This is a genomic window from Mesorhizobium sp. C399B, from assembly GCF_030323185.1.
Lineage (GTDB): Bacteria > Pseudomonadota > Alphaproteobacteria > Rhizobiales > Rhizobiaceae > Mesorhizobium.
The window spans coordinates 3,421,554-3,445,659 of record NZ_CP100472.1 but is presented as its reverse complement, the minus strand read 5'-3'; the positions used below and the strand labels follow the sequence as shown (position 1 = coordinate 3,445,659).

At 62.9% G+C, this 24,106-nt stretch carries 27 protein-coding genes; 18 read left to right on the top strand and 9 right to left on the bottom strand.

Features of this window, described 5'->3' with window-relative positions:
- Nucleotides 1-181: 181 nt before the first annotated feature.
- Nucleotides 182-1,213, bottom strand: coding sequence for a LacI family DNA-binding transcriptional regulator (locus NLY36_RS16660; protein WP_023672329.1), 1,032 nt, complete (start codon nucleotides 1,211-1,213; stop codon nucleotides 182-184).
- A gap of 174 nt (nucleotides 1,214-1,387) precedes the next feature.
- Between NLY36_RS16660 and NLY36_RS16655 the strand changes: the two genes are divergently transcribed.
- From NLY36_RS16655 to NLY36_RS16645, 3 genes are all read left to right on the top strand, one after another.
- Entirely contained in the window at nucleotides 1,388-2,491 is a 1,104-nt protein-coding gene (locus tag NLY36_RS16655) for a fatty acid desaturase family protein (RefSeq protein WP_286461240.1), read from the top strand.
- 85 nt (nucleotides 2,492-2,576) lie between these two features.
- On the top strand, nucleotides 2,577-2,891 hold the full coding sequence (locus NLY36_RS16650) for a MocE family 2Fe-2S type ferredoxin (protein ID WP_023672328.1): 315 nt from the start codon (nucleotides 2,577-2,579) through the stop codon (nucleotides 2,889-2,891).
- A gap of 16 nt (nucleotides 2,892-2,907) precedes the next feature.
- Nucleotides 2,908-4,125 carry an NAD(P)/FAD-dependent oxidoreductase gene (locus NLY36_RS16645; protein WP_023736952.1) on the top strand — a complete coding sequence of 406 codons (1,218 nt, stop codon included), beginning with the start codon at nucleotides 2,908-2,910 and terminating at the stop codon, nucleotides 4,123-4,125.
- A 134-nt stretch (nucleotides 4,126-4,259) separates the two neighbouring features.
- On the opposite strand, the gene NLY36_RS16640 is transcribed toward NLY36_RS16645, so the two are convergent.
- From NLY36_RS16640 to hslV, 5 genes are all read right to left on the bottom strand, one after another.
- Nucleotides 4,260-5,216, bottom strand: a complete 957-nt coding sequence (locus NLY36_RS16640) for a DUF1402 family protein (protein WP_023736953.1) — start codon at nucleotides 5,214-5,216, stop codon at nucleotides 4,260-4,262.
- Between the two features lie 276 nt (nucleotides 5,217-5,492).
- Nucleotides 5,493-6,806 carry an ATP-dependent protease ATPase subunit HslU gene (hslU, locus tag NLY36_RS16635; protein WP_023672325.1) on the bottom strand — a complete coding sequence of 438 codons (1,314 nt, stop codon included), beginning with the start codon at nucleotides 6,804-6,806 and terminating at the stop codon, nucleotides 5,493-5,495.
- Between the two features lie 4 nt (nucleotides 6,807-6,810).
- Nucleotides 6,811-7,410 carry a DUF2585 domain-containing protein gene (locus NLY36_RS16630; RefSeq protein ID WP_023695986.1) on the bottom strand — a complete coding sequence of 200 codons (600 nt, stop codon included), beginning with the start codon at nucleotides 7,408-7,410 and terminating at the stop codon, nucleotides 6,811-6,813.
- The gene (locus NLY36_RS16625; RefSeq protein ID WP_023695987.1) at nucleotides 7,410-7,949 is read right to left on the bottom strand and encodes a GNAT family N-acetyltransferase; all 540 of its coding nucleotides are present in this window, start codon (nucleotides 7,947-7,949) and stop codon (nucleotides 7,410-7,412) included. Before NLY36_RS16625 ends, NLY36_RS16630 begins: the two co-directional genes overlap by 1 nt.
- On the bottom strand, nucleotides 7,939-8,490 hold the full coding sequence (gene hslV, locus NLY36_RS16620) for an ATP-dependent protease subunit HslV (RefSeq protein ID WP_023695988.1): 552 nt from the start codon (nucleotides 8,488-8,490) through the stop codon (nucleotides 7,939-7,941). The genes NLY36_RS16625 and hslV overlap by 11 nt, the downstream gene beginning before the upstream one ends.
- 236 nt (nucleotides 8,491-8,726) lie before the next feature.
- On the opposite strand from hslV, the gene hisB reads away from it, so the two are divergent.
- The 12 genes from hisB to NLY36_RS16560 all read left to right on the top strand — a co-directional run bounded on the left by hisB (nucleotide 8,727) and on the right by NLY36_RS16560 (nucleotide 17,694).
- Nucleotides 8,727-9,326, top strand: a complete 600-nt coding sequence (gene hisB, locus NLY36_RS16615; protein WP_023672321.1) for an imidazoleglycerol-phosphate dehydratase HisB — start codon at nucleotides 8,727-8,729, stop codon at nucleotides 9,324-9,326.
- A 4-nt stretch (nucleotides 9,327-9,330) separates the two neighbouring features.
- Entirely contained in the window at nucleotides 9,331-9,807 is a 477-nt protein-coding gene (locus tag NLY36_RS16610) for a DUF2628 domain-containing protein (RefSeq protein WP_023695989.1), read from the top strand.
- 1 nt (nucleotide 9,808) lies between these two features.
- Nucleotides 9,809-10,459, top strand: coding sequence for an imidazole glycerol phosphate synthase subunit HisH (gene hisH, locus NLY36_RS16605; RefSeq protein WP_023695990.1), 651 nt, complete (start codon nucleotides 9,809-9,811; stop codon nucleotides 10,457-10,459).
- Nucleotide 10,460: 1 nt separating this feature from the next.
- Nucleotides 10,461-10,751 carry a DUF1330 domain-containing protein gene (locus NLY36_RS16600; protein WP_023672318.1) on the top strand — a complete coding sequence of 97 codons (291 nt, stop codon included), beginning with the start codon at nucleotides 10,461-10,463 and terminating at the stop codon, nucleotides 10,749-10,751.
- A gap of 3 nt (nucleotides 10,752-10,754) precedes the next feature.
- Complete coding sequence (hisA, locus tag NLY36_RS16595; protein ID WP_023672317.1) at nucleotides 10,755-11,501, top strand: 1-(5-phosphoribosyl)-5-[(5-phosphoribosylamino)methylideneamino]imidazole-4-carboxamide isomerase; 747 nt, start codon at nucleotides 10,755-10,757, stop codon at nucleotides 11,499-11,501.
- The gene (locus NLY36_RS16590; RefSeq protein ID WP_023695991.1) at nucleotides 11,498-12,334 is read left to right on the top strand and encodes an arginase family protein; all 837 of its coding nucleotides are present in this window, start codon (nucleotides 11,498-11,500) and stop codon (nucleotides 12,332-12,334) included. Before hisA ends, NLY36_RS16590 begins: the two co-directional genes overlap by 4 nt.
- On the top strand, nucleotides 12,331-13,137 hold the full coding sequence (gene hisF / locus NLY36_RS16585; RefSeq protein ID WP_023695992.1) for an imidazole glycerol phosphate synthase subunit HisF: 807 nt from the start codon (nucleotides 12,331-12,333) through the stop codon (nucleotides 13,135-13,137). Before NLY36_RS16590 ends, hisF begins: the two co-directional genes overlap by 4 nt.
- 8 nt (nucleotides 13,138-13,145) lie before the next feature.
- Nucleotides 13,146-13,469 (top strand): phosphoribosyl-ATP diphosphatase, encoded by a 324-nt coding sequence (locus NLY36_RS16580; RefSeq protein ID WP_023695993.1) that lies wholly within the window; start codon nucleotides 13,146-13,148, stop codon nucleotides 13,467-13,469.
- A 132-nt stretch (nucleotides 13,470-13,601) separates the two neighbouring features.
- A complete protein-coding gene (gene coaA / locus NLY36_RS16575; protein ID WP_023672313.1) occupies nucleotides 13,602-14,561 on the top strand; it encodes a type I pantothenate kinase in 960 nt (319 codons plus the stop codon).
- Between the two features lie 72 nt (nucleotides 14,562-14,633).
- Complete coding sequence (locus tag NLY36_RS16570) at nucleotides 14,634-15,671, top strand: glycosyltransferase family 2 protein (RefSeq protein WP_023695994.1); 1,038 nt, start codon at nucleotides 14,634-14,636, stop codon at nucleotides 15,669-15,671.
- A 2-nt stretch (nucleotides 15,672-15,673) separates the two neighbouring features.
- The gene (locus NLY36_RS16565; protein WP_050588992.1) at nucleotides 15,674-16,123 is read left to right on the top strand and encodes a GtrA family protein; all 450 of its coding nucleotides are present in this window, start codon (nucleotides 15,674-15,676) and stop codon (nucleotides 16,121-16,123) included.
- Complete coding sequence (locus tag NLY36_RS16560) at nucleotides 16,120-17,694, top strand: hypothetical protein (protein ID WP_023736954.1); 1,575 nt, start codon at nucleotides 16,120-16,122, stop codon at nucleotides 17,692-17,694. Before NLY36_RS16565 ends, NLY36_RS16560 begins: the two co-directional genes overlap by 4 nt.
- Here NLY36_RS16560 and NLY36_RS16555 read toward each other — a convergent pair.
- From NLY36_RS16555 to NLY36_RS16545, 3 genes are all read right to left on the bottom strand, one after another.
- Nucleotides 17,657-18,289 (bottom strand): alpha-ketoglutarate-dependent dioxygenase AlkB family protein, encoded by a 633-nt coding sequence (locus NLY36_RS16555; protein WP_023672310.1) that lies wholly within the window; start codon nucleotides 18,287-18,289, stop codon nucleotides 17,657-17,659. The two genes, NLY36_RS16560 and NLY36_RS16555, sit on opposite strands and share 38 nt — an antisense overlap.
- A 158-nt stretch (nucleotides 18,290-18,447) precedes the next feature.
- The gene (gene arfB, locus NLY36_RS16550) at nucleotides 18,448-18,882 is read right to left on the bottom strand and encodes an alternative ribosome rescue aminoacyl-tRNA hydrolase ArfB (protein ID WP_023672309.1); all 435 of its coding nucleotides are present in this window, start codon (nucleotides 18,880-18,882) and stop codon (nucleotides 18,448-18,450) included.
- 86 nt (nucleotides 18,883-18,968) lie between these two features.
- Nucleotides 18,969-20,579, bottom strand: a complete 1,611-nt coding sequence (locus NLY36_RS16545) for a phosphoenolpyruvate carboxykinase (protein WP_023695997.1) — start codon at nucleotides 20,577-20,579, stop codon at nucleotides 18,969-18,971.
- A gap of 346 nt (nucleotides 20,580-20,925) precedes the next feature.
- Between NLY36_RS16545 and NLY36_RS16540 the strand changes: the two genes are divergently transcribed.
- From NLY36_RS16540 to NLY36_RS16530, 3 genes are all read left to right on the top strand, one after another.
- Entirely contained in the window at nucleotides 20,926-21,627 is a 702-nt protein-coding gene (locus tag NLY36_RS16540; RefSeq protein ID WP_010912942.1) for a response regulator transcription factor, read from the top strand.
- Nucleotides 21,628-21,711: 84 nt separating this feature from the next.
- Nucleotides 21,712-23,493 (top strand): sensor histidine kinase, encoded by a 1,782-nt coding sequence (locus NLY36_RS16535; protein ID WP_023672307.1) that lies wholly within the window; start codon nucleotides 21,712-21,714, stop codon nucleotides 23,491-23,493.
- Nucleotides 23,494-23,505: 12 nt separating this feature from the next.
- The gene (locus tag NLY36_RS16530; protein ID WP_023672306.1) at nucleotides 23,506-23,967 is read left to right on the top strand and encodes an HPr kinase/phosphorylase; all 462 of its coding nucleotides are present in this window, start codon (nucleotides 23,506-23,508) and stop codon (nucleotides 23,965-23,967) included.
- Nucleotides 23,968-24,106 lie beyond the last annotated feature (139 nt).

The following is a 24,106-nucleotide window of genomic DNA, read 5'->3' as shown; positions in this document are numbered from 1 at the left end:
TCCATTTTTTCGCGAGACGTCAAGAGCGATTCCTAAGTCGGAAAGCGGATTTTCGGTCGCCTCGCCGCAATTTCACGTCGAATCAAGGCCGGCAGCGGCACAGGCCGTGTCTGAAGGCAGACTCTGATAGATTCTATCATCGCCGGAGAGCCCGCGCCGAACGGGTCGGCGCGGCAACGCGTTAGATATTTTCCGGCAGATATATGTCGAAGGGCAGAAAGGTCTGGCCCGGCGCGTTGGCGGCGCCGGCCTCGATGGAATGCGCCATCAGGTCGACAAGCTCGCGGCACAAGGCGGCGAGCGGCGTCGAGATCACCATGGTCAGGATGTTGTCGGCGAGTGCCGCGCGCGATTCGGCGTTGATCTCGTTGCAGACGACCACCGGCATGCTTGCGGGCTTCGCAGCCCGCAGCGCCGAGACCGCGCCTTCCATGCCGCCGCCGGCGACATAGCAGCCGGCAAGATCCGGATACCGCACCAGGAGATCGATCATCGCATCGTGGGTGACCTGGTTGGCTTCCAGATTGACCAGCGTTTCCATCACCGTGAAGTCCGGCGCATGTTCGCGGAAGAAGGAGCGAAATCCGATCTCGCGCAGTTCATGGCCGTGGAAGCGATGACTGCCGACGAAAAGGGCGACCTTGCCGGGGTTCTTTGCCGCCCTGGCGATCATCCAGGCCGCGGTGCGACCGACCTTGCGATTGTCGAGGCCGACATATCCCTCACGGATGCCAGCGGCAAAGTCGGACAGCAGCGAGAAGACAGGTTGCCCCCTCGCTTTCAGCGACTCCACGACCGCCGTCAGCGTCGGATGGTCCGGACCGACAACGGCGATTGCTCTGGATTTCGCTGCCAGCTTGCGCATCTGGGCGGCGATCTCGTCGGCGGCTAGCGAGCTGGCGAAATCGATGGTGGCGACGCCGCGGAAGCGCTGCGATTGCGAGACCGCCATTTCTAGCTCCCTCGCGAAATCGCCGTAAAAAACATCATTGCCCCGCAGCAGCAGAAAGCCGAGGCGGTATTCCGGCAATTCCTGGCGCATGCGCCGCTTGATCAGCCCGGCGGCGTGGTAGCCGATGCCGGTCGCCGCCTCATAGACGCGGCGCGCGGTTTCCTCGCGCACCGGCAGCCGGTTGTTCAGCACCCTGTCGACAGTGGCGACGCTAACGCCGGAGATGCGCGCCAGATCGGTGATGGTTGGCCGTTTTGCCATGACTGTCCCGCATGAGTGCCTGCAACTGCTTACATCGTTCTGATGGAAAATGATAGAAACTATCTTTGTGATATTGAGACTATCACCGCATGGCGCTATTTTGCGCTCGGACACAAGCGCCTGTAATGGACATATCCGTCCTGACGGATGCTGTGGCCGACGGAGGCAGCCCCTATGGAAGCGACACTATCCACACTACCGTTTCGGCGCGACTACAGCCTGATGGGCCGCGATTCCAAGCTCGCCGTCGAGACCGGGCTGGCGGCGGCCGAGTGGTATCACACCGATATTCCGCGCAAGCAGATGAAGGAGCTGATGCAGCGCTCCGACGGGCCGGCGATCCGCGACACCGCGATCTGGCTGGCCGCGCTGATCCTGAGTGCCGCCGGCGGCGCCTGGTTCTGGGGCAGCTGGTGGTGCGTGCCGTTCTTCTTCGTCTATGGCGTGCTCTACGGCTCCTCCACCGACTCACGCTGGCACGAATGCGGCCACGGCACCGCCTTCCGCACCCAGTGGATGAACGACGCGGTTTACCAGATCGCCTGCTTCATGATCATGCGCAATCCGGTGACCTGGCGCTGGAGCCACACCCGCCACCACACCGACACCATCATCGTCGGCCGCGACCCGGAAATCTCCGTCATGCGGCCGCCGGATCTGTTCCGGGTCGCGCTTGGCTTTATCGGCGTGCTGGATGCCTGGCATGCGATGTCGGACATGCTGCGCAATGCCGCCGGCAATATCAGCGCGGCGGAAAAGACTTTTATCCCCGAACAGGAGCAGCCTAAGGCCATTCGCATCGCCCGCATCTGGACGGCGATCTATGCCGTGACGATCGCGCTGGCGCTTTATTTCGGTTCATGGCTGCCGCTGATGCTGGTCGGGCTGCCCCGGCTCTACGGCGCCTGGCATCATGTCATGGTCGGCCTGCTGCAGCATGGCGGGCTCGCGGAAAATGTCGTCGACCACCGGCTGAACAGCCGCACCGTCTACATGAACCCGGTCAGCCGCTTCATCTACTGGAACATGAACTATCACGTCGAACACCACATGTTCCCGATGGTGCCCTATCATGCGCTGCCTAAACTGCATGCGCTGATCAAGCACGATCTGCCGGCGCCGACGCCGTCGATCCTGGCGGGCTATCGCGAGATGATCCCGGCTTTTTTGCGCCAGCTGCGCAACGAGGACTATTTCCTCAAGCGCGAACTGCCGCCGACGGCGCGGCCGTACCGCGAGGAACTCCACAAAGACGCCGTCGCCGCCGCGGCGGAATGATCGCGCGATTAAGGTTTTGTTTTGACGCAACTCCGAACGGAAAACCGCAACGCACTTTTCCTGGAATTGCTTTTGGGAGGAACACATGAGCGACTGGATCGAAGCCTGTGCTGCCGGCGACATCGACGAAGAAGATGTGATGCGCTTCGATCATGGCGGCCGCACCTTCGCCATCTATCGCAGCCCCGATGACGACTACTTCGCCACCGATGGCCTGTGCACGCACGAAAAGGTGCATCTGGCCGACGGGCTGGTGATGGATGACATCATCGAGTGCCCCAAGCACAATGGCCGCTTCAATTACAAGACGGGGGCGGCACGCGGCGCGCCGGTTTGCGTCAATCTCGCCACCTATCCGGTAAAGGTCGAGGCCGGCAAAGTGCTGATCCAGATCGGGTAGGACCATGCAGGCGGGAATGGTCATCATTGGCGCCGGCGAGTGCGGCGGGCGGGCAGCCCTTGCTCTGCGCGAACTGGGCTATGACGGGCCGGTGACGCTGGTGGGTGACGAACCCCATGTGCCCTATGAGCGGCCGCCCCTGTCCAAGGACGCAATGACGAGCGACGCGGCCGAGATCAAGACGATCGCCAGCGACGAAATTCTGGCCGAGAAATCGATCCGGCATATCCATTCCGTTCAAGCGGTGGCGATCGACCGCCCGGCGCATATGGTGCGGCTGTCGGACGGTTCGGCCCTGCCCTACGACAAGCTGCTGCTGGCGACCGGCTCGACACCGCGCAAGCTGCCGATGCCGGGATTGGGGTCGCGCTGCGTCTACCTCCGCACCTTTGCCGACGCGCTGGCCATTCGCGCCCACCTCAGCCCGGCAAACCGCATCGCCATCATTGGTGGTGGCTTTATCGGCCTGGAACTCGCCGCTTCGGCGCGCAAGGCAGGGGCTGCCGTCTCCGTCATTGAGGCGCAGCCGCGCATCCTCATGCGCGGGGTGCCGGCGGAGATCGCTGAAATCATCCATCAGGCGCATGAGGCCGAAGGCGTGACCGTGCTCACCGGTCAGGGCATCGCTGATATCGCCGACGACGGCGCTGAGGTGCACATCATGCTCGCCGATGGGCAGGACATCGTCGCCGATCTCGCCGTCATCGGCATCGGCGCCGTGCCGGTGACCGGGCTTGCCGCGGAAGCGGGCCTGACCGTCGATAACGGCATCGCCGTCAATGGCGAACTCCAAACAATCGATCCCGACATCTTCGCCGCCGGCGATTGCTGCTCGTTTCCGCTCGCTGTCTATGCTGGCCGGCGGGTGCGGCTGGAAGCCTGGCGCAATGCGCAGGAACAGGGTGCGCTGGCCGCGAAGAACATGTTGGGCGCCCGCGAAGCGCATGCCGCGGTGCCATGGTTCTGGTCGGATCAGTATGGTTTGTCGCTGCAGATCGCCGGCCTTTCGGACGAGGGCAAAAGCACGGTCCGCCGCGATCTCGGCGACGGTGCTTTTATTCTGTTTCATCTGGCCGAGGATGGCAGGCTGGTGGCGGCGAGCGGCCTCGGTACGGGCAATGCCGTGGCGCGCGACATCAGGCTGGCCGAGATGCTGATCGCGAAACGGGCACAGCCGGCGCCGGAGGCGTTGGGGTCGCCGGATGTGAAGCTGAAGTCGTTGCTGGCAGCGTGAAGGGCTGACTTACCCTCCCCCTTGTGGGGAGGGTCGCTGCGAAGCAGCGGGGTGGGGGTGCGGCACCGGCCCCCACCCGGACCTGCGGTCCGACCTCCCCACAAAGGGGGAGGTAGACGGCTGAGCTAAGCCCGCTAAAACAGCGCCTTCAGCTCGTCCAGCTTGTCGTTGACCAGCCAGCCGTAATAATTCTCCTCGGGCAGTTTGACCGCCTCACCCGCCGCGCGGCGCTTGTCGTTCTCGGCCTTCAGCGCATAGGCGCGCTGCTCGGGATTGCCGACATTGTAGAGCGTGGCGGTCAGCCCCGGATTGCCTGAGATGTCGAAGCCGGCAATGTTTTTGTAGGCGTCGATCGACTTCCTGATCGTCGCTGCGACGTAGGGCAATGTCAGGTCCGGATCCATGATGGTCTTGTAGACCCCATTGGGATCGCCGACATCGAGCTCGGGCAGCCCCGACACCTTGTGCACGAGATCGCTCATCTGCAGCGCGGTCAGCGGGTTGAGCTGGCCGAGGCCAAAGGTCTGGCCGGCATAATAGGGCTGGAAGAAGGTTGCGCCGAAGCGGTCGTTGGGAAAGCTTGTGCCGCCGACGGTCTTGCCGCGGAAGGAGCGGTTCCACACCTGCTCGCGGCATTCCCACAGGTCGTAGCTGTCCGACATTGTGCACTTCTTGAATTCCGGCCGCTGCACGAAATCGGTGATGTCCTCGCCGTCATAGGCGAAGGACAGCTTGCTGGAGAGGTAGGAGATCGCCTTGACGTAGTAGGTCTGCAGCCGGTCGTAGGCATCGACATTGTAGGTGTGCTCGCCGACGATGGCGCCGACGATGTGCAAGGGGTTGATGCCGTAACCGGCAGCCGCCTTCCTGATCTTGGCGCGCAATTCGGCGTCGTTCTGCAACAGAGCGTAGACCTTGCGGTATTTGGCCTGGAAGGTGGTGTTGGTGGCCTGGGTGCGGCGGCTGGAGGCGCCCGGTATGTCAGGCTGCACGACATTGCGGTTGCCCGCCGGCACCAATGTCGCCGCGTCAGCCGCGAACAGCGTCGCCGCCAGCGTCAAGCCGAGAATGAGCAGGATCAGTTTTTTCATGCGCCGCCGCCTAGAGAATTGCCGCGCAAACTAGGTAAAGCTCCCGGTCGAGTCGAGAGCGCCCTTGCAGCCGGCAAGACGAAAGGTGGCCGCATGATACCATCCGGCCACACACGATGATGTTTGCCGGAAATTGGTGCCTAAGCATCGGCCCAAAAATCGAAACCGATTTTTGGAAAGTCCGATGCGTCGATTCAATACTGTTAGAGCGACCTTTGCGCGTCCAAAGGACGCGCGGCGCTCTAATACCGGCGCCGGATGAACCGGCGCCCTCGTTTAAAGGATGAATCGCGACAAATCTGTGTTTCGCGAGAGGTCGCCGACATGCTTTTCCACATAGGCGGCATCGATGGCGACGCTGGTGCCGTTGCGGTCGGGCGCGTCGTAGGAGATCTCGTCCAGCACGCGCTCCATCACCGTCTGCAGGCGTCTCGCTCCGATGTTTTCGACGCTGGCGTTGAGGTCGACAGCGATGCCGGCCAGCGAATCGATGGCATCGTCGGTGAAGGTGAGGTCGACGCCTTCGGTCTTCATCAGCGCGATATACTGCTTGATGAGGCTGGCCTCGGTCTCGGTGAGGATGCGAATGAAATCGTCCTTCTCCAGCGCCCGCAACTCGACACGGATCGGCAGGCGGCCCTGCAATTCCGGCAACAGGTCGGACGGCTTGGAGACATGGAAGGCGCCCGAGGCGATGAACAGTATGTGGTCGGTCTTCAACGGTCCGTATTTGGTCGCCACCGTCGTGCCTTCGATCAGCGGCAGCAGGTCGCGCTGCACGCCTTCGCGCGAGACGCCGGCGCCCATGCCGCCTTCGCGCGAGGCGATCTTGTCGATCTCGTCGAGGAAGACGATGCCGTCATTTTCGGTCGCGTCGAGTGCCCGGCGCACCACCTCGTCCTGGTCGAGCAGCTTGTCGGACTCGTCGTTGACCAGCAGCGCGTAGGACTCCTTGACCGTCGTCTTGCGCGCCTTGGTCTTCTTGCCACCCATCGCCTTCGACAGCATGTCGTTGATGTTGAGCACGCCGATATTGGCGCCCGGCATGCCGGGGATCTCGAAGCCGGGCATGCCGCCGGTGCCGGTGTCGGCAACCTCGATCTCGATCTCCTTGTCATCGAGCTCGCCGTCGCGCAGCTTCTTGCGGAAGCTATCGCGGGTCGCCGGGCTCGCCGTCTTGCCGACCAGGGCTTCCAGCACGCGCTCCTCGGCATTGAGGTGCGCGCGCGCCTTCACGTCCTCGCGCATCTTCTCGCGCACCAGGCCGATGGCGATCTCGACCAGATCGCGGATGATCTGCTCGACATCGCGGCCGACATAGCCGACTTCGGTGAACTTGGTGGCCTCGACCTTGACGAAAGGCGCACCGGCGAGTCGCGCCAGGCGGCGCGAGATCTCGGTCTTGCCGACGCCGGTCGGGCCGATCATCAGGATGTTCTTCGGCATCACCTCTTCGCGCATCTGGCCTTCCAACTGCTGGCGGCGCCAGCGGTTGCGCAAGGCAATGGCCACGGCGCGCTTGGCGTCCTTCTGGCCGATGATGAAGCGGTCGAGTTCCGAAACGATTTCACGGGGAGAGAAGGTGGTCATATCACTAGATTCCACTTTGCCACTGCTTGATGGACTCGAACGGATGCAGCAGCATGATCACGTTGAGTGTCAGATTGTCCCGGATGAGGTAGCCGACACCCAGTTCGAAGATGAGGGCGAGGCCGACGATGCTCCATATAGGTAGCTTTCTGGCCATCACAAACCCCAGCACCATGGCCAGCGTGTCGGACACCGAATTGATGATCGAGTCGCCATAGTAATCCAGCGAAATGGTGCCGGCGCGGTAGCGCTCGATGATGAACGGGCTGTTTTCCAGGAGTTCCCAGCCGCCCTCGATGACAACGGCGAAAGCCAGGCGCAGACCGATTGGCGAGCGCGGGAAGAGGAACCAGGCCAAGGCGTAGAACAGGAAGCCGTGGATGATGTGCGAGAACGTGTACCAGTCGGAAATATGCTGGGAATTCTCCGAACTGTTCACCACACCGTGCCAGAGTTTGACGTAACCGCAGGTGCAGATCGGCGTGCGGCCCATGCCGTAAAGCGCACCGGCCTGGAAGATGAGCAGAGCGAGCACGAGCAGAAGCCCCATCCGCCAGCTGTCTTCGTAGGCCGAGTAATTTTTGGCAGTGCCCGGTGTCGCCATCAACTCATTCCCCTTCTTCCACGTCGCTGGTCGCTCTCTTCGGCATCGACGGCCATCAGCACGACTTCCCCATATCTAGAGTGTCTGCGATCGATAGCCCTGAAGCCCGCTTTTTCATAGGCGCGGATGGCGCGGCCATTGTCGGGATGCGGATCGATGATGACGCGCGGCGCACCTTCCTCGAACAGTTGCTCGACGAATTGCCTGACGATAGCCGAGCCATGACCTTTGCCAACCAGGTCCGGCACGCCGATCGACAGGTCGATGCCGAGCGTGCCGAACGGCTGGTCGGCATAGGGATGGCCATCTTCCAGATGCGGATCGTAGCTCTGCAGATAGGCGATCGGCCTGCCGTCGAGCTCGACGATCAGCGGCTCTACAGAAATAGAGTCGATGTGCTCCCCGATTTCGGCGATTTCCGTCTCCGGATCGTCCCACCATTCGGCGACATGCGGCTCGGCCAGCCAGCCGGCGATCATCGGCAGGTCTTTTTCGGTAACCGGTCGAAAATCATAGAGCACCGGCGGGTTAGCCGGCATCGAGCGTTTCGACAACAAAGTTGTTGTTGGTGTAAACGCAAATGTCGGAGGCGATCTGCATCGCCTTGCGGGCGATCTCCTCGGCATCCTTGTCGCTGTCCATCAGCGCGCGGGCAGCGGCCAGCGCATAGTTGCCGCCGGAACCGATGGCCATGACGCCGAATTCGGGCTCCAGCACGTCGCCGGTGCCGGTGAGCGCCAGCGAAACCGACTTGTCGGCCACCAGCATCATCGCTTCCAGCCGGCGCAGATAACGGTCGGTGCGCCAGTCCTTGGCGAGATCGACGCAGGCGCGCGTCAACTGGTCGGGATATTGTTCGAGCTTGGCTTCGAGCCGCTCCAGAAGGGTGAAAGCGTCCGCCGTGGCGCCGGCGAAACCAGCAATGACATTGCCGCCTTTGCCGATGCGGCGCACCTTTTTGGCATTGCCTTTCATGATGGTCTGGCCAAGGCTGACCTGGCCGTCGCCGGCGATCACCACCTTGTTGCCCTTGCGCACCGTCACGATGGTCGTGGCGTGCATGCTCAGTTCATTCGACATTTTTAGCTCCGATTCGCGCGATCCCGATAAGGCGATTGGCGCGCGGTAGAGTGATTTCGATCGGCCATATGTATGCATGGGGCGGGTGATTGCAAACGGCGTCCGCCATGGCCGGTGGCTGTCCGCATCGCAACTGGCAATCGCCGGATCATGCTGCTAGAAGGCTTTCGTTTTCAAGCAAATGACAGCTTGGAACCCCGTCTTGAGTTTCGAACCCCTCAGCCAAGGACAAGGTAATGGCGTCCCGTTCCGCCGAAGTCAGCCGCAAGACCAAGGAAACCGAGATCAGCGTCTCGGTCCATGTCGACGGCACCGGAAAATCCGACATGTCGAGCGGCGTCGGCTTCTTCGACCACATGCTGGACCAGCTGTCGCGCCACTCGCTGATCGACATCACGGTGAAGGCCAAGGGCGACCTGCACATTGACGACCACCACACGGTCGAGGACACCGGCATTGCGATCGGCCAGGCGCTGGCCAAGGCGCTGGGCGAGCGGCGCGGCATCATGCGCTACGCCTCTGTCGACCTTGCCATGGACGAGACGCTGACGCGGGCCGCGATCGACGTGTCGGGCCGTCCGTTCCTGGTCTGGAATGTCGCCTTCTCGTCGCCCAAGATCGGCACGTTCGACACCGAACTGGTGCGTGAATTCTTCCAGGCGCTGGCGCAGAATGCCGGTATCACGCTGCATGTCACCAACCATTATGGCGCCAACAATCACCATATTGCCGAAACCTGCTTCAAGGCGGTGGCGCGCGCGCTGCGTTTCGCACTGGAGCGCGACCCGCGCCAGCCGGAAGCGGTTCCCTCCACCAAGGGATCTCTGAAAGGGTAGGCTGATGGCCATCTATGTCGTGATGGAACCGCCAGGCCGCACCGAGGCGGCCGACGCAACCGTTTTGGTCCGCGACGGTTTTTCCTGGCTGGCTTTCCTGGTGGCGCCGCTGTGGCTCGCCTGGCACAGGCTGTGGATCGAGGCCGCGCTCGCCTTCGTCGCCATGGGGCTCATCTCGGTGCTCGGCCAATGGCTGGGACTGGACTGGGCCGGCTCCGCACTGTCTTTACTGGTCTCGCTCTATATCGGGCTGGAAGGCCAAGGGCTGCGGATCGCAGCGCTGCGCTGCCGCGGCTGGCATGAATGGGGCGTCGTCGAAGCCGACAATCCTGACGATGCCGACATCCGCCAGACACTGGACGCCGAGGCGCTTGCCGACGAGCCGGCGCCGCTGCCGCGCATCGTGCCGGACGCCAGCCTGGCCCGGCCGACGCAGACCGGGCTGACGCTGGGCCTGAGCCATACGCCGGGAAAAGCCTGAGATGCGGGTTGCCATCATCGATTACGGGTCGGGCAATCTGCGCTCGGCCACCAAGGCCTTCGAGCGCGCCGCGCATGAAGCCGGCATTGCCGCTGCCATCGAGCTGACCGCCGATGCCGAGCGGGTGCGCAGCGCCGACCGAATCGTTTTGCCCGGCGTCGGCGCCTATGCCGATTGCGCGGCGGGCCTGCGCGGCGTCGCCGGCATGTGGGAAGCGGTGGAAGAGGTAGCGATCGCCAAGGCGCGGCCGTTCCTCGGCATCTGCGTCGGCATGCAGCTGATGTCGGAGCGCGGCCTGGAAAAGACCGTGACCAAGGGCTTCGGCTGGATTGCCGGCGACGTCAAGGAGATCACGCCCGCCGATCCGGCACTGAAGATCCCGCAAATCGGCTGGAACACCATCGATCTGGAGCGCAAGCACCCGCTGTTTTCGGGTATTGCGACCGGGCCCAAGGGTCTGCACGCCTATTTCGTTCATTCCTACCATCTCGACGCGACAAGGCCGGACGAAGTGCTGGCCGTCGCCGATTATGGCGGCCCGGTAACGGCGGCGGTCGCGCGCGGTAACCTTGCCGGCATGCAATTCCATCCGGAAAAGAGCCAGGCGCTCGGCCTGGCACTGATCACCAACTTCCTGCGCTGGAGGCCTTGAGATGAGCAAGAAGGGCTACTGGATGGCGATGGTCGATGTGACCGATCCGGAAAACTATCCGAAATACATCGCCGCCAACAAAGCGGCGTTCGACAAATACGGCGCGAAATTCCTGACGCGAGGCGGTCAGTCGTCAAGCCCGGAAGGGCCATCCGGCAATCGCCATGTGATCGTCGAGTTCGAAAGCTACGAGGTCGCGCTGGCTTGCTTCCATTCCCCCGAATACCAGGCAGCGCTGAAATTCCGGCGCGCTTATTCGACCTCGCATTTCGCCATTGTGGAAGGGGTCTGAACGGTGATCCTGTTTCCGGCCATCGACCTCAAGGACGGCAAGTGCGTGCGGCTGAAGCACGGCGATATGGCGACCGCGACCATCTACAATGACGACCCTGCGGCCCAGGCCAAGGCCTTCGAAGAGCAAGGGTTTGAATGGCTGCATGTCGTCGACCTCAACGGCGCCTTCAAGGGCCAGAGCGTCAACAGCGCGGCGGTCGGCGCCATCCTCAAGGCGACGAAAAACCCGGTGCAGCTCGGCGGCGGCATCCGCACGCTGGCGCAGATCGAGGACTGGCTCGACCGCGGGCTGGCCCGCGTCATCCTCGGCACGGTGGCGGTGCGCGATCCCGACCTGGTCCGGGAAGCCTGCAAGGAATTTCCTGGAAAGATCGCCGTGGGCATCGACGCCAAGGGCGGCAAGGTGGCGGTCGAAGGCTGGGCCGAGGCTTCCAGCCTCGGCGTCATCGAACTGGCGCAGAAATTCGAAGGCGCCGGCGTTGCCGCCATCATCTACACCGACATCGACCGAGACGGCGTTCTGACCGGCATCAACTGGGATGCCACGATCGATCTCGCCGACGCGGTCTCGATCCCGGTCATCGCCTCGGGCGGGCTGGCTTCGATCGCCGACATCGTGCGCATGACCATGCCCGACGCGAAGAAACTGGAAGGCGCCATCTCCGGCCGCGCGCTCTATGACGGGCGCATCGACCCGGCCGAGGCGCTGGCGGTGCTGCAGGGCAAGGCGATGGAGACCCGGCCGTGAAAATCTCCATCATCCTGGCCTCCTATGACAGCGGCCACTATCACGGCGGCATGGGCCGAGGCCCGGATGCACTCATCGCCGGCGGGCTTGTCGACGCGCTGACGCTCTCCGGGCATGACGTCGTCGTCACCGATATCGGCAGGGTTGGCGACGAACAACAGCGCGAGATCGCCACCGGCTTTGCCGTGTGCGGTGCCGTCTCCGGCGAGGTCCGCATCGCCATAGACCGCGGCCGGTTTCCCATCGTGCTGGCCGGCAATTGCCTGACATCGGCCGGTGCGGTTGCCGGCGAGGATTCCGATGCGATCATCTGGGCCGACCAGCATGGCGATCTCAACACCCCGGAGACGTCCATCTTCGGCTTTCTCGACGGCATGGCGCTGGCCACGGTTCTCGGCCTGTGCTGGAAGCCGATGGCCTCGGCCATCCCCGGCTTCAAGCCGATCGATCCGGCGCGCTGCGTGCTGGTCAACGCGCGCGATCTCGATCCGGCCGAAACAGAGCTGTTGAAGACTTTGCCGGTCATCCGCACCGAATGCCCGGACTGGGCGACGGCGAGCACCAGGCTGAAGGCGCCGGACGCGAAGCGGGTGCACCTGCATCTCGATCTCGACGTGCACGACCCCGGGGCGCTGCAGGCCAACCGCTACACCACGCCCGGCGGCCCGGAGCCGAAACAGCTGCGCCAGGCTGTCTGCGGCATGGCCGGCCTGCTGCCGATTTCCGGCATCACCATTTCCGCCTACGATCCGGCGTTCGATGCGCAGGCCGAGGTTCCGCCGCTGGTCGGCGAACTGCTCAGCGAGTTGCTGGCGACGATGGAGAAGGGCTGATGCTGAAGGCCCGAGTCATCCCTTGCCTCGACGTCAAGAACGGCCGCGTCGTCAAGGGGGTCAATTTCGTCGACCTCATCGATGCCGGTGATCCGGTCGAGGCGGCCAAAGCCTATGACGCGGCCGGCGCAGACGAGCTTTGCTTTCTCGATATCACCGCGTCGTCCGACAACCGTGAAACCATCTTCGACGTCGTCGCCCGCACCGCCGAACAATGCTTCATGCCGCTGACCGTCGGCGGCGGCGTGCGCCAGGTGGCCGATATTCGCAAACTGTTGCTGGCCGGCGCCGACAAGGTGTCGATCAACACTGCGGCGGTGAAGAACCCCGATTTCGTCGCGGAAGCCGCCGACAAGTTCGGCAACCAGTGCATTGTCGTCGCCATCGACGCCAAGAAGGTGTCGGCACCCAATGAAGCCGACCGCTGGGAGATCTTCACCCATGGCGGCCGTGAAAAGACCGGCATCGATGCGGTCGAGTTTGCGCGAAAAATGGTCGATCGCGGCGCCGGCGAGATTCTTTTGACCTCGATGGACCGTGACGGCACCAAGGCCGGTTACGACATTGCGCTGACCCGCGCGATAGCGGATGCGGTGCGCGCGCCGGTCATCGCGTCGGGCGGCGTCGGCACGCTCGACCATCTGGTCGAGGGCATTCGCGACGGCCACGCCGGCGCCGTGCTCGCGGCCTCGATCTTCCATTTCGGCACTTACACGATTGCGGAAGCCAAGGCGCATATGGCCGAGGCCGGGCTGCCGATGCGGCTGGACTACCCGGTTCAATCCACTCCACAAAGGCTGTAGGCTGCGCCATGGCTGAATTTTCGCTGTCCAATCTGGAAACGATCATTGGCGAACGCGCCCGTTCCGGCGACCCGGACTCGTGGACGGCAAAACTGTTCGCCAAAGGCATCGACAAGGCGGCGCAGAAGCTTGGTGAAGAGGCAGTCGAGACGGTGATTGCCGCCGTCAAAGGCGACAAAAATGCCCTCGTTTCCGAAAGTGCCGATCTCATATATCATTGGCTCGTCGTGCTTGGCATGGCCGGCGTTTCGCTGGGCGAGGTGCTGAAGGAGCTTGAGGGCCGTACCGGCCGTTCGGGCGTCACTGAAAAGGCATCCCGGCCGAAAGGCTGACCGCGAGAGCCGGATGATTTCGGGCCGAGGCCTTAAATCTGAATCCGTCTCTAAATTGATAGAGGGAGCATGATGTCGCCCGAAAACCGCTTCACACTTTTCGGCCTCATGCTCTAGAGGGCAGGAAACTCGATGGACCAGCTCGCTCCGACCGAGAAATATTCCCCCTATCGTTTCTTCTCGGCCGAGCAATGGTCGAACTTCCGCGCCGACACGCCGATGACGCTGGGCGAAGACGAGATCAACCGTCTGCGCTCACTGAACGATCCGGTCGACCTGGAAGAAGTCAAGCGCATCTATCTGTCGCTCTCGCGGCTGCTTTCGGCGCATGTCGAGGCCAGCCAGTTGCTGTTTCGCCAGCGCCAGGCCTTCTTCAACGCGCTGGATGTGGTCAAGACACCGTTCATCATCGGCATTGCCGGTTCGGTTGCGGTCGGCAAATCGACCACGGCGCGCGTGCTGAAGGAGCTTCTGGCGCGCTGGCCGTCGAGCCCCAAGGTCGATCTCATCACTACCGACGGGTTCCTGCTGCCCAACAAGGTGTTGCGACGCGACAATTTGATGGAGCGCAAGGGCTTTCCCGACAGCTACGATGTCGGTGCGCTGCTGCGTTTCCTCTCGGGCATCAAGTCGGCCCAGCGCAATGTCCGCGCGCCCGTCTATTCGCATTTGACCTATGACGTCATTCCCGGCGAGTTCGTCACCATCGACCGGCCAGACATTCTGATCTTCGAAGGCATCAACGTTCTGCAACCCGGCAAATTGCCGAAGGACGGCAAGATAGTGCCGTTCCTGTCGGATTTCTTCGATTTCGCCATTTATATCGACGCCGACGAAAAGCTGATCCACCAATGGTACATCGCCCGCTTCATGCGCCTGCGCGAGACGGCCTTCCGCAATCCGGACTCCTTCTTCCACCGCTATTCGCAGCTTTCGGAAGACGCCGCGCGTGCCATTGCGGAAGGCTTGTGGGCCAACATCAACCTGAAAAACCTGCGCGAGAACATCGTGCCGACACGAGCGCGGGCCGACCTCATCCTGCGCAAGGGCGCCAATCATCTGGTCGAGGAAGTGGCGCTCAGGAAACTGTGACGACTGGGTTAACGGCGCCTTAGGCAATCCCGGCTAGTTTTTGCTGCAATTCCAGCGGGTCGGGAGCAAGCGGTGATCAATGCGAGCGATGCCGTGGGCCGCCAAGCCCCGGTCTATTCCCTGGTCATTCCGATCTTTAACGAGGAAGCGGTGCTACCGCTGCTGGTGCGGCGGATCCGCATGCTGCTGGACGCGCTGGACGGCCGTGCCGAAGCGATTTTCATCGACGATGGCAGCCGCGACACCAGCCTCATCTTCCTGCGCGGCATGGTTGCCGAAGACGACCGCTTCCGGCTGATCGAGCTGTCGCGCAATTTCGGCCACCAGATCGCCATCACCGCCGGCATGGATGCTGCCGCCGGGGACGCCGTCATCGTCATGGATGCCGACCTGCAGGACCCGCCGGAGGTGGTGCTCGATCTCGTCGCCAAGTGGAAAGAAGGCTACGAGATCGTCTACGCGCGGCGCATCCGGCGCGAGGGCGAAACCTGGTTCAAGCGGGTCAGCGCCAATCTGTTCTATCGCGCGCTCGAGCAGATGACCTCCGTCAGCATTCCGCGCGATGTCGGCGATTTCCGCCTCGTCGGCCGCAAGGCGCTCGAGACTTTCAAACGCATGCCCGAGCGTGACCGCTTCGTGCGCGGCATGTTCGGCTGGATGGGTTTCAAGCAGACCGCCGTGCCGTTCGAGAGGCCGACGCGGGCAGCAGGCGAAACCAAATATCCGTTCTGGAAGATGGTGCGGCTGGCCGTGCACGGTATCATCAGCTTTTCCGACAAGCCGCTGCGGCTGGCGCTGTGGGCGGGTCTGGCCATTTCCGGCCTCGCCGCCCTGCTTGGGCTCTACGCGGTGTTTTCCTGGCTTTTTGTCAGCGGCGTCGTCCATGGCTGGACATCGACGGTGGTGATCATTTCCTTCCTGTCAGGCATCAATCTGCTGATGACCGGCGTCATCGGCCTTTATGTTGGCGGCATTCATGCCGAGGTGAAACGGCGGCCGCTTTACGTCGTCGACCGGCTGACCGGCTTCGAGGAAGCGATCGCCGCCATCAGCAATTCCCAGACGTCGAAAAAGACGCCGCCCGCGACGCACGAACGCCGGTTCGGTTGACTGTGCGCCAGGCGGTCAACGATCCTTTGCCCGGCTACCGGTTCTGGTCATGGGCCATGGGCCGTTCGGAGCCGGCGCGAATCCTGCGGTTTGCTGCAATCGGCGGCGTATCGACCCTGATCTACGCCGTGCTGACCTTGGCCCTTTCGGCTCTGCATGGCTTTGGCAGGCCTGCGGCAATCGCCTCGGTCGCTGGCTATGGCGCCGGCGCGGTGTTCTCCTATTGCGGGCATCGCTTCGTGACGTTCATGTCGGACGGCTCGATTGGCTTCGAGATCGTCCGCTTCGCCTGCGCCACGGCGATCGGGTTTCTGCTCTCGGTCGGGCTGGCTATGATCCTTACCGACGTAGCTGGACTGCCGCCGTTGGTGCCAGTGGCAATCGCTTCCATCCTGGTTCCGGTCCTGAACTTCATTATCCTGCGCAAATTCGTCTTCGTGGCGGCCAGATGAGTACGGAGATCCGCACTTCGCTCATCGAGAGATCCGCCCTGACTTCGGCCCAGGGCAGCTCGCGAACGCTGCCACCGACCAGGATCATCTGCCTGCTCGTGCTGGTGGCGGCCGTGCCCTGGCAGATGCGCTGGGGCGTCATACCCGACACCAGTTGGGCAATCACCATGTCCGAGAAGGTGCTTGCCGGCTCACGGCTCTATGCGGATCTCTTCGAGGTCAATCCGCCGTTCACGCCGTGGATGTTCATGCCGGCCGTGGCCTTGGCGCACGCTCTCGGCATTTCGCCGGAAGTCGTCATTCATCTCTATGCCTATACGATCTGCCTGCTGGGTCTCGGCATTGCCGCGCGGATCGCCAGATTGGCCGGCTTTGCCGAGAACCATGTGCTGTTCTCGATGCTGCCGCTGTTTCTGGCACTGCTGATCATTCTTCCGGGCAACGCTTTCAGCGAGCGGGAACATCTGGGCATCGCCATGTTTCTGCCGTTGCTGGTGTTGATGGCTTGGCGCGCCGCGCCGACGGAAGGGCGCACGCCGAGCTTGTCGATAGCGGCATTGGCCGGCCTTTGTGGCAGCGTCCTGGTGCTGGTGAAACCCTATTATGCGCTGATGGTGCTGGTTCCGGCGCTGTACGTGGCCTTTCAGCGCCGGTCGATCTGGTCGCTCTTCCGCATCGAATACTGGGTAATCGGCTTGGTCTGCGTCGCCTATCTCGTCGCCGTGCTGTACTTTTATCCAGAGTTCCTCAACACCATCTATCCGGTGCTGACCGACACCTATATGCGGCTGCGGGTGGTGCAAGCGCTGTTGGTCAAGTATGCACCAGCCTATCTCGTCGCTCTCTACATGTTACGCTCGCTTCGGCCAGGCCTCTCCCTGTCGCCGATGATCGTGGTGTTCGCCCTGGCGTCATTGGCCGCCACCGTGCCTCTCGTCTACCAGGCCAAGGGCTGGCCTTATCATGCATTCCCGGCGATCAGCCTGATAGCGGCGGCGTTGCTGCTCAGAGCCATCCAGATTGACCCAGCGAGGCAATCGCTATCGGGCATGGGGCTGGCGCGGATGCTTTTGCTTGCCGCCACCATTTTGGCCAATGCTGTCCCCTTCTGGCCCAGCCAGAAGCCCAGCGCCGATTTCGTCGCGACGATAAATGCCGCGGTAGACCATCCGAAGGTCGCGCTCATAGGTTCGGACATTGCGGCGGGCCATCCACTGACGCGAATGGTCGGCGGGAGCTGGATCTCGACGTACTGCAGCGATTGGCTCGGGGGATTTGCTACCTATTTCGCGAAGGTCGAGGCGCAAAGCGGCAACGAGGCGGGGGCCGAACACTACAAGCGGATCACCGATCGCTACATCGAGGACAAGCTTGCCCAACTCGAAACCAACCAGCCATCGCTGGTCATTGTGCAGAAGGAGGACATCTTGTGGCTGACCGAGCTTTCCGGCCGGCAGGATTTCGTCCGCTTCATGCAACACTATCGCCAGATCGCGGAGGACGATACGTTGAGGGTCCTTGTTCGCGACGACTTTAGCCGGGCTCCGTCACCCGCCGCAGCGTCAGATTGATCCGGCCGCCATTTTTCAGCAGCGCCGAGGTCGACGGATAGATGCGGTCGACGCCGTGGAAGCAGAGCCGGCCTTCGCCGCCGAGCACGACGACGTCGCCGCTTTTCAGGCGGAACGATTTGGTACCGCCGTCGCGTGTGGCCCCCCTGCCCGTCACTTGGCCGACCCGGAACAGGCAATCGTCGCCAAGTGACACCGAGACCACTGGGGCCGAGAAATCGGCTTCGTCGCGATCCTGGTGCAGACCCATTTTGGCGTCCTGCGTATAGAAATTGACCAGGCAGGCCTCCGGCGGATTCGGATAGGCGGCGACCTCCCGCCACAATTGCAGCAGCGCGTCCGGGATCGGCGGCCATGGCTCTCCGGTGAGTGGGTGCGTTGGCTGGTAGCGATAGCCCAGCTCCTTGTCAGTGACCCAGCCGAGCGTGCCGCAATTGGTCATGCGCACGCTCATCTCCTTGCCGGTCCGCGGCATCGCCGGCACGTACAGCGGCGCCCGCTGTACAATGGTCCTCACCTCTTCGACCAGCGCTTCCTGCGCCGCGCGGGACAGATAACCAGGCATGTGGCGGACGCCTTTGGGCAGAACGAGCATGACTTCGCCTCCGGTTGATACTGAAACCATGCCACCGCCAATCAGAAACAGCGACCCGAAAGCCACCGTTGTCGGCCTCCCTTTCTGTGGCAATGGTGAAACCTTGCGTCTGCGGTTCCGAAGGGGAGGCCGCTTTATGCACGCAGTCGGCGCGGTCCTTAGTCGTTCTCTACCCGGCCGCGCAGCTTTTTGATCGTGCCGCGCCCTGCCTTGCTTTGCAGCCGCCGCTCCACCGAGCCTTTCGACGGCCTGGTCTTCTTGCGCGGCGGCGGCGGCGGTTCCGCGGCCTTGGCGACCAGCGCCGTCAGCCTTGCCCGGGCATCGGCCCGGTTCTGCTCCTGGGTGCGGAAGCGGCCGGCCTCGATGACGATGACGCCGTCCTTAGTGGCGCGCTGGCCGGCGAGCTTGATCGTGCGCGCGCGCACGCGTTCGGACAGGCCAGCCGCATTGGCGGCGTCGAAGCGCAATTGGACGGCGGTCGCCACCTTGTTGACGTTCTGGCCGCCGGGACCCGACGAGCGGATGAAATCCTCGTGCAGGTCGCCCGGATGGATTACGGCTTCGTCTGATATGATGATGTCGTCGATAGGCATGCCGCAGTCATGGCGCGGCGGACCAAAAAAGAAAAGGCCCGATCGAGATCGCGCCTTTCAAGGATGCTTCGGTGAAGACGCCTCGACTATTCCGCAGCTTCCTGCAGGCGGGGTGCTGCGCCGAGCACGACGGCATCGACATGGCTCTCGAATTTCTCGAAGTTGACGGCGAACATGCCGACCAATCGCGCTGCCTGCCGGTCATAGGCTGCCTTGTCGGCCCAGGTCGAACGCGGGTCGAGAATGGCGCTGTCGACGCCAGGCACAGCAACCGGCACCTCGAAGCCGAAATTGGCGTCGGTGCGGAAACCGGACGCCTTCAACGAACCGTCAAGCGCTGCGGCCAGCAAGGCGCGCGTCGCCTTGATCGGCATGCGCTTGCCGGTGCCGTAGGCGCCGCCGGTCCAGCCGGTGTTGACCAGCCAGCAATCGGCGCCGTGGCGGGCGATCAGCTCGCGCAGCAGATTGCCGTATTCCTTGGGGTGGCGCGGCATGAACGGGGCGCCGAAGCAGGTCGAGAAAGTCGCTTCCGGCTCGGTAACGCCCTTCTCGGTGCCGGCCACCTTGGCGGTGTAGCCGGAGAGGAAGTGGTACATCGCCTGCGCCGGGGTCAGCCGGGCGATCGGCGGCATGATGCCGAAGGCATCGGCGGTCAGCATGATGATGTTTTTCGGGTGGCTGGCCCGTCCGCTCTTCGAGGCATTGGGGATGAAATCCAGCGGATAGGCGCAGCGCGTGTTTTCGGTGAGCCGGCCGTCGTTGAAGTCCGGCACGCGGTCGGCGTTGAGCACGACATTTTCCAGCACCGTGCCGAAACGCTGCGTGGTGGCGAAAATCTCCGGCTCGGCCTCGGCCGACAGCCGGATCGTCTTGGCGTAGCAGCCGCCTTCGAAGTTGAAGATGCCGTGCGGTCCCCAGCCGTGCTCGTCGTCGCCGATGAGCGTACGTGACGGATCGGCCGACAGCGTCGTCTTGCCCGTCCCGGAAAGCCCGAAGAAGATCGCTGCGTCGCCGCCCGGGCCCTCATTGGCCGAGCAGTGCATCGGCATGACGCCCTTTTCCGGCAGCAGATAGTTGAGCATGGTGAACACCGATTTCTTCATCTCGCCGGCATAGGAAGTGCCGCCGATGAGCACGATCTTGCGGGTGAGATCGACCGCAATCACCGTTTCGGTGCGGCTGCCGTGGCGGGCCGGATCGGCGCGGAAGGACGGTAGGTCGATGATCGTCATCTCCGGCACGAAATCCTCGAGCTCGGCGGCCTGCGGGCGGATCAAAAGATTGCGGATGAACAGCGAGTGCCAGGCGAATTCGGTGATGACCCGCGTCGGCAGCTTCAGCTCGGCATCGGCGCCGCCGACGAGGTCCTGCACATAGAGATCGCTATTCGCGGCGTGGACAAGGAAATCGGCGAGCAGCATTTCGAACTGGCCCGCCGAAATCGCCTTGTTGTTGTCCCACCAGACATGGGGCTCGGTGGCGCCATCGCGGACGACAAACTTGTCCTTGGGCGAGCGGCCAGTGTGCTGGCCGGTCTCGGCAAGCAGCGCGCCGCCGGCGGTCAACCGGGCCTCGCCACGACGGATCGCTGCCTCATAAAGGGCGGCCGCACCAAAATTATAATGCACCGTGCCGGTGGTTTTCAGGCCGATACGATCGATCGCGCAAGCAGAATTGCGTTTGCCGACTTCCGACATCAAGGGTCCCTTCTTCTGGATTCGCCGCACTTTGCCGGCGCGTTTCCGGCGAGCCCGCGTTAGGGGCTGAGACGGTGAGAACCAGAAAACTCGAATGAAATCAAATCATTAATCGATTTAAAAATTTTGAAAGTTGTTTAAATCGTTTATATGTGCAAAAAATCACGGTGGTTGCCCAAAGGATTGGCACACAGTGTTCGTCCAACCCGTGTAGAGGTTCCGATGGGGCCGCCGGCAAGCCGTCCGCGACAGCGGGTGGAGCCTGTGCCACATTTTGTACCTAATTTGTCCTGCAAAAGCCCCTTCTCTAAGACAGAAGGGACAGCTCATGAGGGAGCCGCTTGAAATGGCAACAATCGCGCTTGTCGATGACGACCGCAACATTCTGACATCGGTGTCGATCGCCCTCGAGTCCGAGGGGTATCGCGTCGAGACCTACACGGATGGTGCGTCGGCGCTGGAAGGCCTGGCGGCGCGGCCGCCGAATCTCGCCATCCTCGACATCAAGATGCCGCGCATGGACGGCATGGAGCTGTTGCGCCGGATGCGGCAGAAGTCCGACCTACCGGTGATCTTCCTGACCTCGAAGGACGATGAGATCGATGAGCTTTTCGGCCTCAAGATGGGCGCCGACGATTTCATCCGCAAACCGTTCTCGCAGCGCCTGCTGGTCGAGCGGGTGCGCGCCGTGCTGCGCCGCGCCAGCGCCCGCGAAGCTGCGGCAAAGGCGCCCAGCCAGCAGGCCCGTTCGCTGGAACGCGGCCAGCTGGTCATGGACCAGGAACGCCATACCTGCACCTGGAAGGGCGAGCCGGTGACGCTGACGGTCACCGAATTTCTCATCCTGCACTCGCTGGCGCAGCGCCCCGGCGTGGTAAAAAGCCGTGATGCGCTGATGGATTCGGCCTATGATGAGCAGGTCTATGTCGACGACCGCACCATCGATAGCCACATCAAGCGGCTGCGCAAGAAGTTCAAGGCCGTCGATGACGACTTCGAAATGATCGAAACCCTTTACGGAGTCGGATACCGGTTCCGCGAAGCTTGAGTTGATGCATGTCGCCCAAAAGTGGTCGCGTTTTTGGGACGACGACATGCATAAAACCAAAGACTAGGCGGGAGCTGCTATTCGATGGCAGTGGATGTACAGCGGAGCAGACGAACGAGCGCTGTCAGGCGGTCGCGGATTCTGCCCGCATTCCTGTCGAGGTTGACGGTGCCGATGCGCCGCTTCCTCGGCCACCACATCTTTTCCAGCCTGACCCGGCGCATCCTGTTCCTCAACCTGGCCGGCCTCGCCGTGCTGGTCACCGGCATCCTCTATCTCAACACCTTCCGCGACGGGCTGATCGACGCCCGCGTCGAAAGCCTGATGACGCAGGGCGAGATCATCGCCGGCGCCATTGCCGCGTCGGCAACGGTCGAGACCGATTCGATCAGCATCGATCCGGAAAAACTGCTCGAACTGCAGGCCGGTGAAAGCCTGGGGCCGGGCTCAGACCAGCTCGACAATCTGGATTTCCCGATCAATCCCGAGCGCGTCGCGCCGGTGCTGCGGCGGCTGATTTCGCCGACGCGCACCCGGGCCCGCATCTATGACCGCGACGCCAATCTGCTGCTCGATTCGCGCCATCTCTATTCGCGCGGCCAGATCCTGCGCTACGACCTGCCGCCGGTCGAGGACGAGCAGCCGGATATGCTGGAGCGCGTGCAGAAATTCGTCTTCGACTTCTTCCGCAACAAGGACCTGCCCGTCTACCATGAGCAGCCCGGCGGCAACGGTGCGGCCTTCCCGGAAGTGGTCAAGGCGCTGACCGGCAGTCCATCGACGATCGTGCGGGTGAGCGAACAAGGCGAGCAGATCGTTTCGGTGGCGGTGCCGATCCAGCGCTTCCGCGCCGTTCTCGGCGTGCTGATGCTGTCGACGGAAGGCGGCGACATCGACAAGATCGTCGCCGCCGAGCGCAAGGCTATTTTGCGCGTGTTCGGCATCGCCGCCCTGGTCACCGCCATCCTGTCGATGCTGCTCGCATCCACCATCGCCAATCCGCTGCGCCGGCTATCGGCGGCGGCAGTGCGGGTGCGGCGCGGCGTCAAGAGCCGCGAGGAGATCCCCGACTTTTCCGACCGCCAGGACGAGATCGGCAATTTGTCGGTCGCGGTGCGCGACATGACCAATGCGCTCTATGCCCGCATCGAGGCGATCGAAAGCTTCGCCGCCGATGTCTCGCACGAGCTGAAGAACCCGCTGACCTCGCTGCGCAGCGCGGTGGAGACCTTGCCGCTGGCCAAGAACGACAATTCACGCGGCAGGCTGATGGAGATCATCCAGCACGATGTCCGGCGTCTCGACCGGCTGATCACCGACATTTCCGATGCCTCGCGCCTCGACGCCGAACTGGCGCGTGAGGATGCCGCCACGGTCGATTTGAAGAAATTCATTACCGATCTCGTCGCCGTGTCGCGCGAAGCGACGCGCAACAAAAAGGCTGTCGAGATCGAATTCAAGGCCGCCAAGCTGCCGCAAGGCGTCAAAGGCTATTTCGTCACCGGCCATGATCTGAGGATCGGCCAGGTCATCACCAATCTGATCGAGAATGCCCGCTCCTTCGTGCCGGAGGACCACGGCCATATCGCCATTTCCCTGGCACGCTCGGGCAAGGTCAACATCGTCACCGTCGACGACAACGGCCCCGGAATCCGCGCCGACGCCATCGACCGCATCTTCGAGCGCTTCTACACCGACCGCCCGGCGGGCGAGGCGTTCGGCCAGAATTCGGGGCTTGGCCTGTCGATATCCAGGCAGATCGTCGAAGCCCATGGCGGCACGCTGACCGCCGAGAACATCCCCGGCACCAAGCCCGGCGACATCAAGGGCGCGCGCTTCGTCGTTACGCTGCCGGCCGAAGGCTGATCGCGGCTGCGCATGCCCGATCCCACCGCGGAACCCGAGAACATCCATGCCACCGCAGTCCTGATTGGCGAGCGGGGCGTCCTGATCACCGGGCCGTCCGGCTCGGGCAAGACAACGCTGGCGCTGGCGCTCATCGACCATTTCAGCCGGCTCGGGCTGTTTGCGCGGCTGATCGGCGACGACCAGCTGTTTGTCGCGGCGCGTTTCGGGCGGCTGGTCTGCCATGCGCCCGCCAGCATTGCCGGCCTCGCAGAGGTGCCCGGACTTGGTCCGAAGCCGCTTTTGTTCCAACCTGTGGGAGTCATCGACCTTACGATCCAGCTGGTTGCCGCTAACGCTGTGGAGCGTTTCCAGGAAGAGTCGAGCGCGACCATTGCCGGCTGTGTGGTGCCGCGCATCGACCTCGTTCAGCGCAACGTCACTGCGGCTTTGCCGGCGGTAATGGCGCGGCTGGCGATTGCGCCTTTCGTATGATCCGCCGCCGGTTTTTTGCTGCAATGCGTCAAATTGGCCATGGCCGACGCAATTTTGGGCTTGTCAACGCGCCGCGCGTCGACAAGATAGCGCTCCCGCCGCCTGGGATGGCCGGCGAGCATAAAAAGCGCCTGTGAAG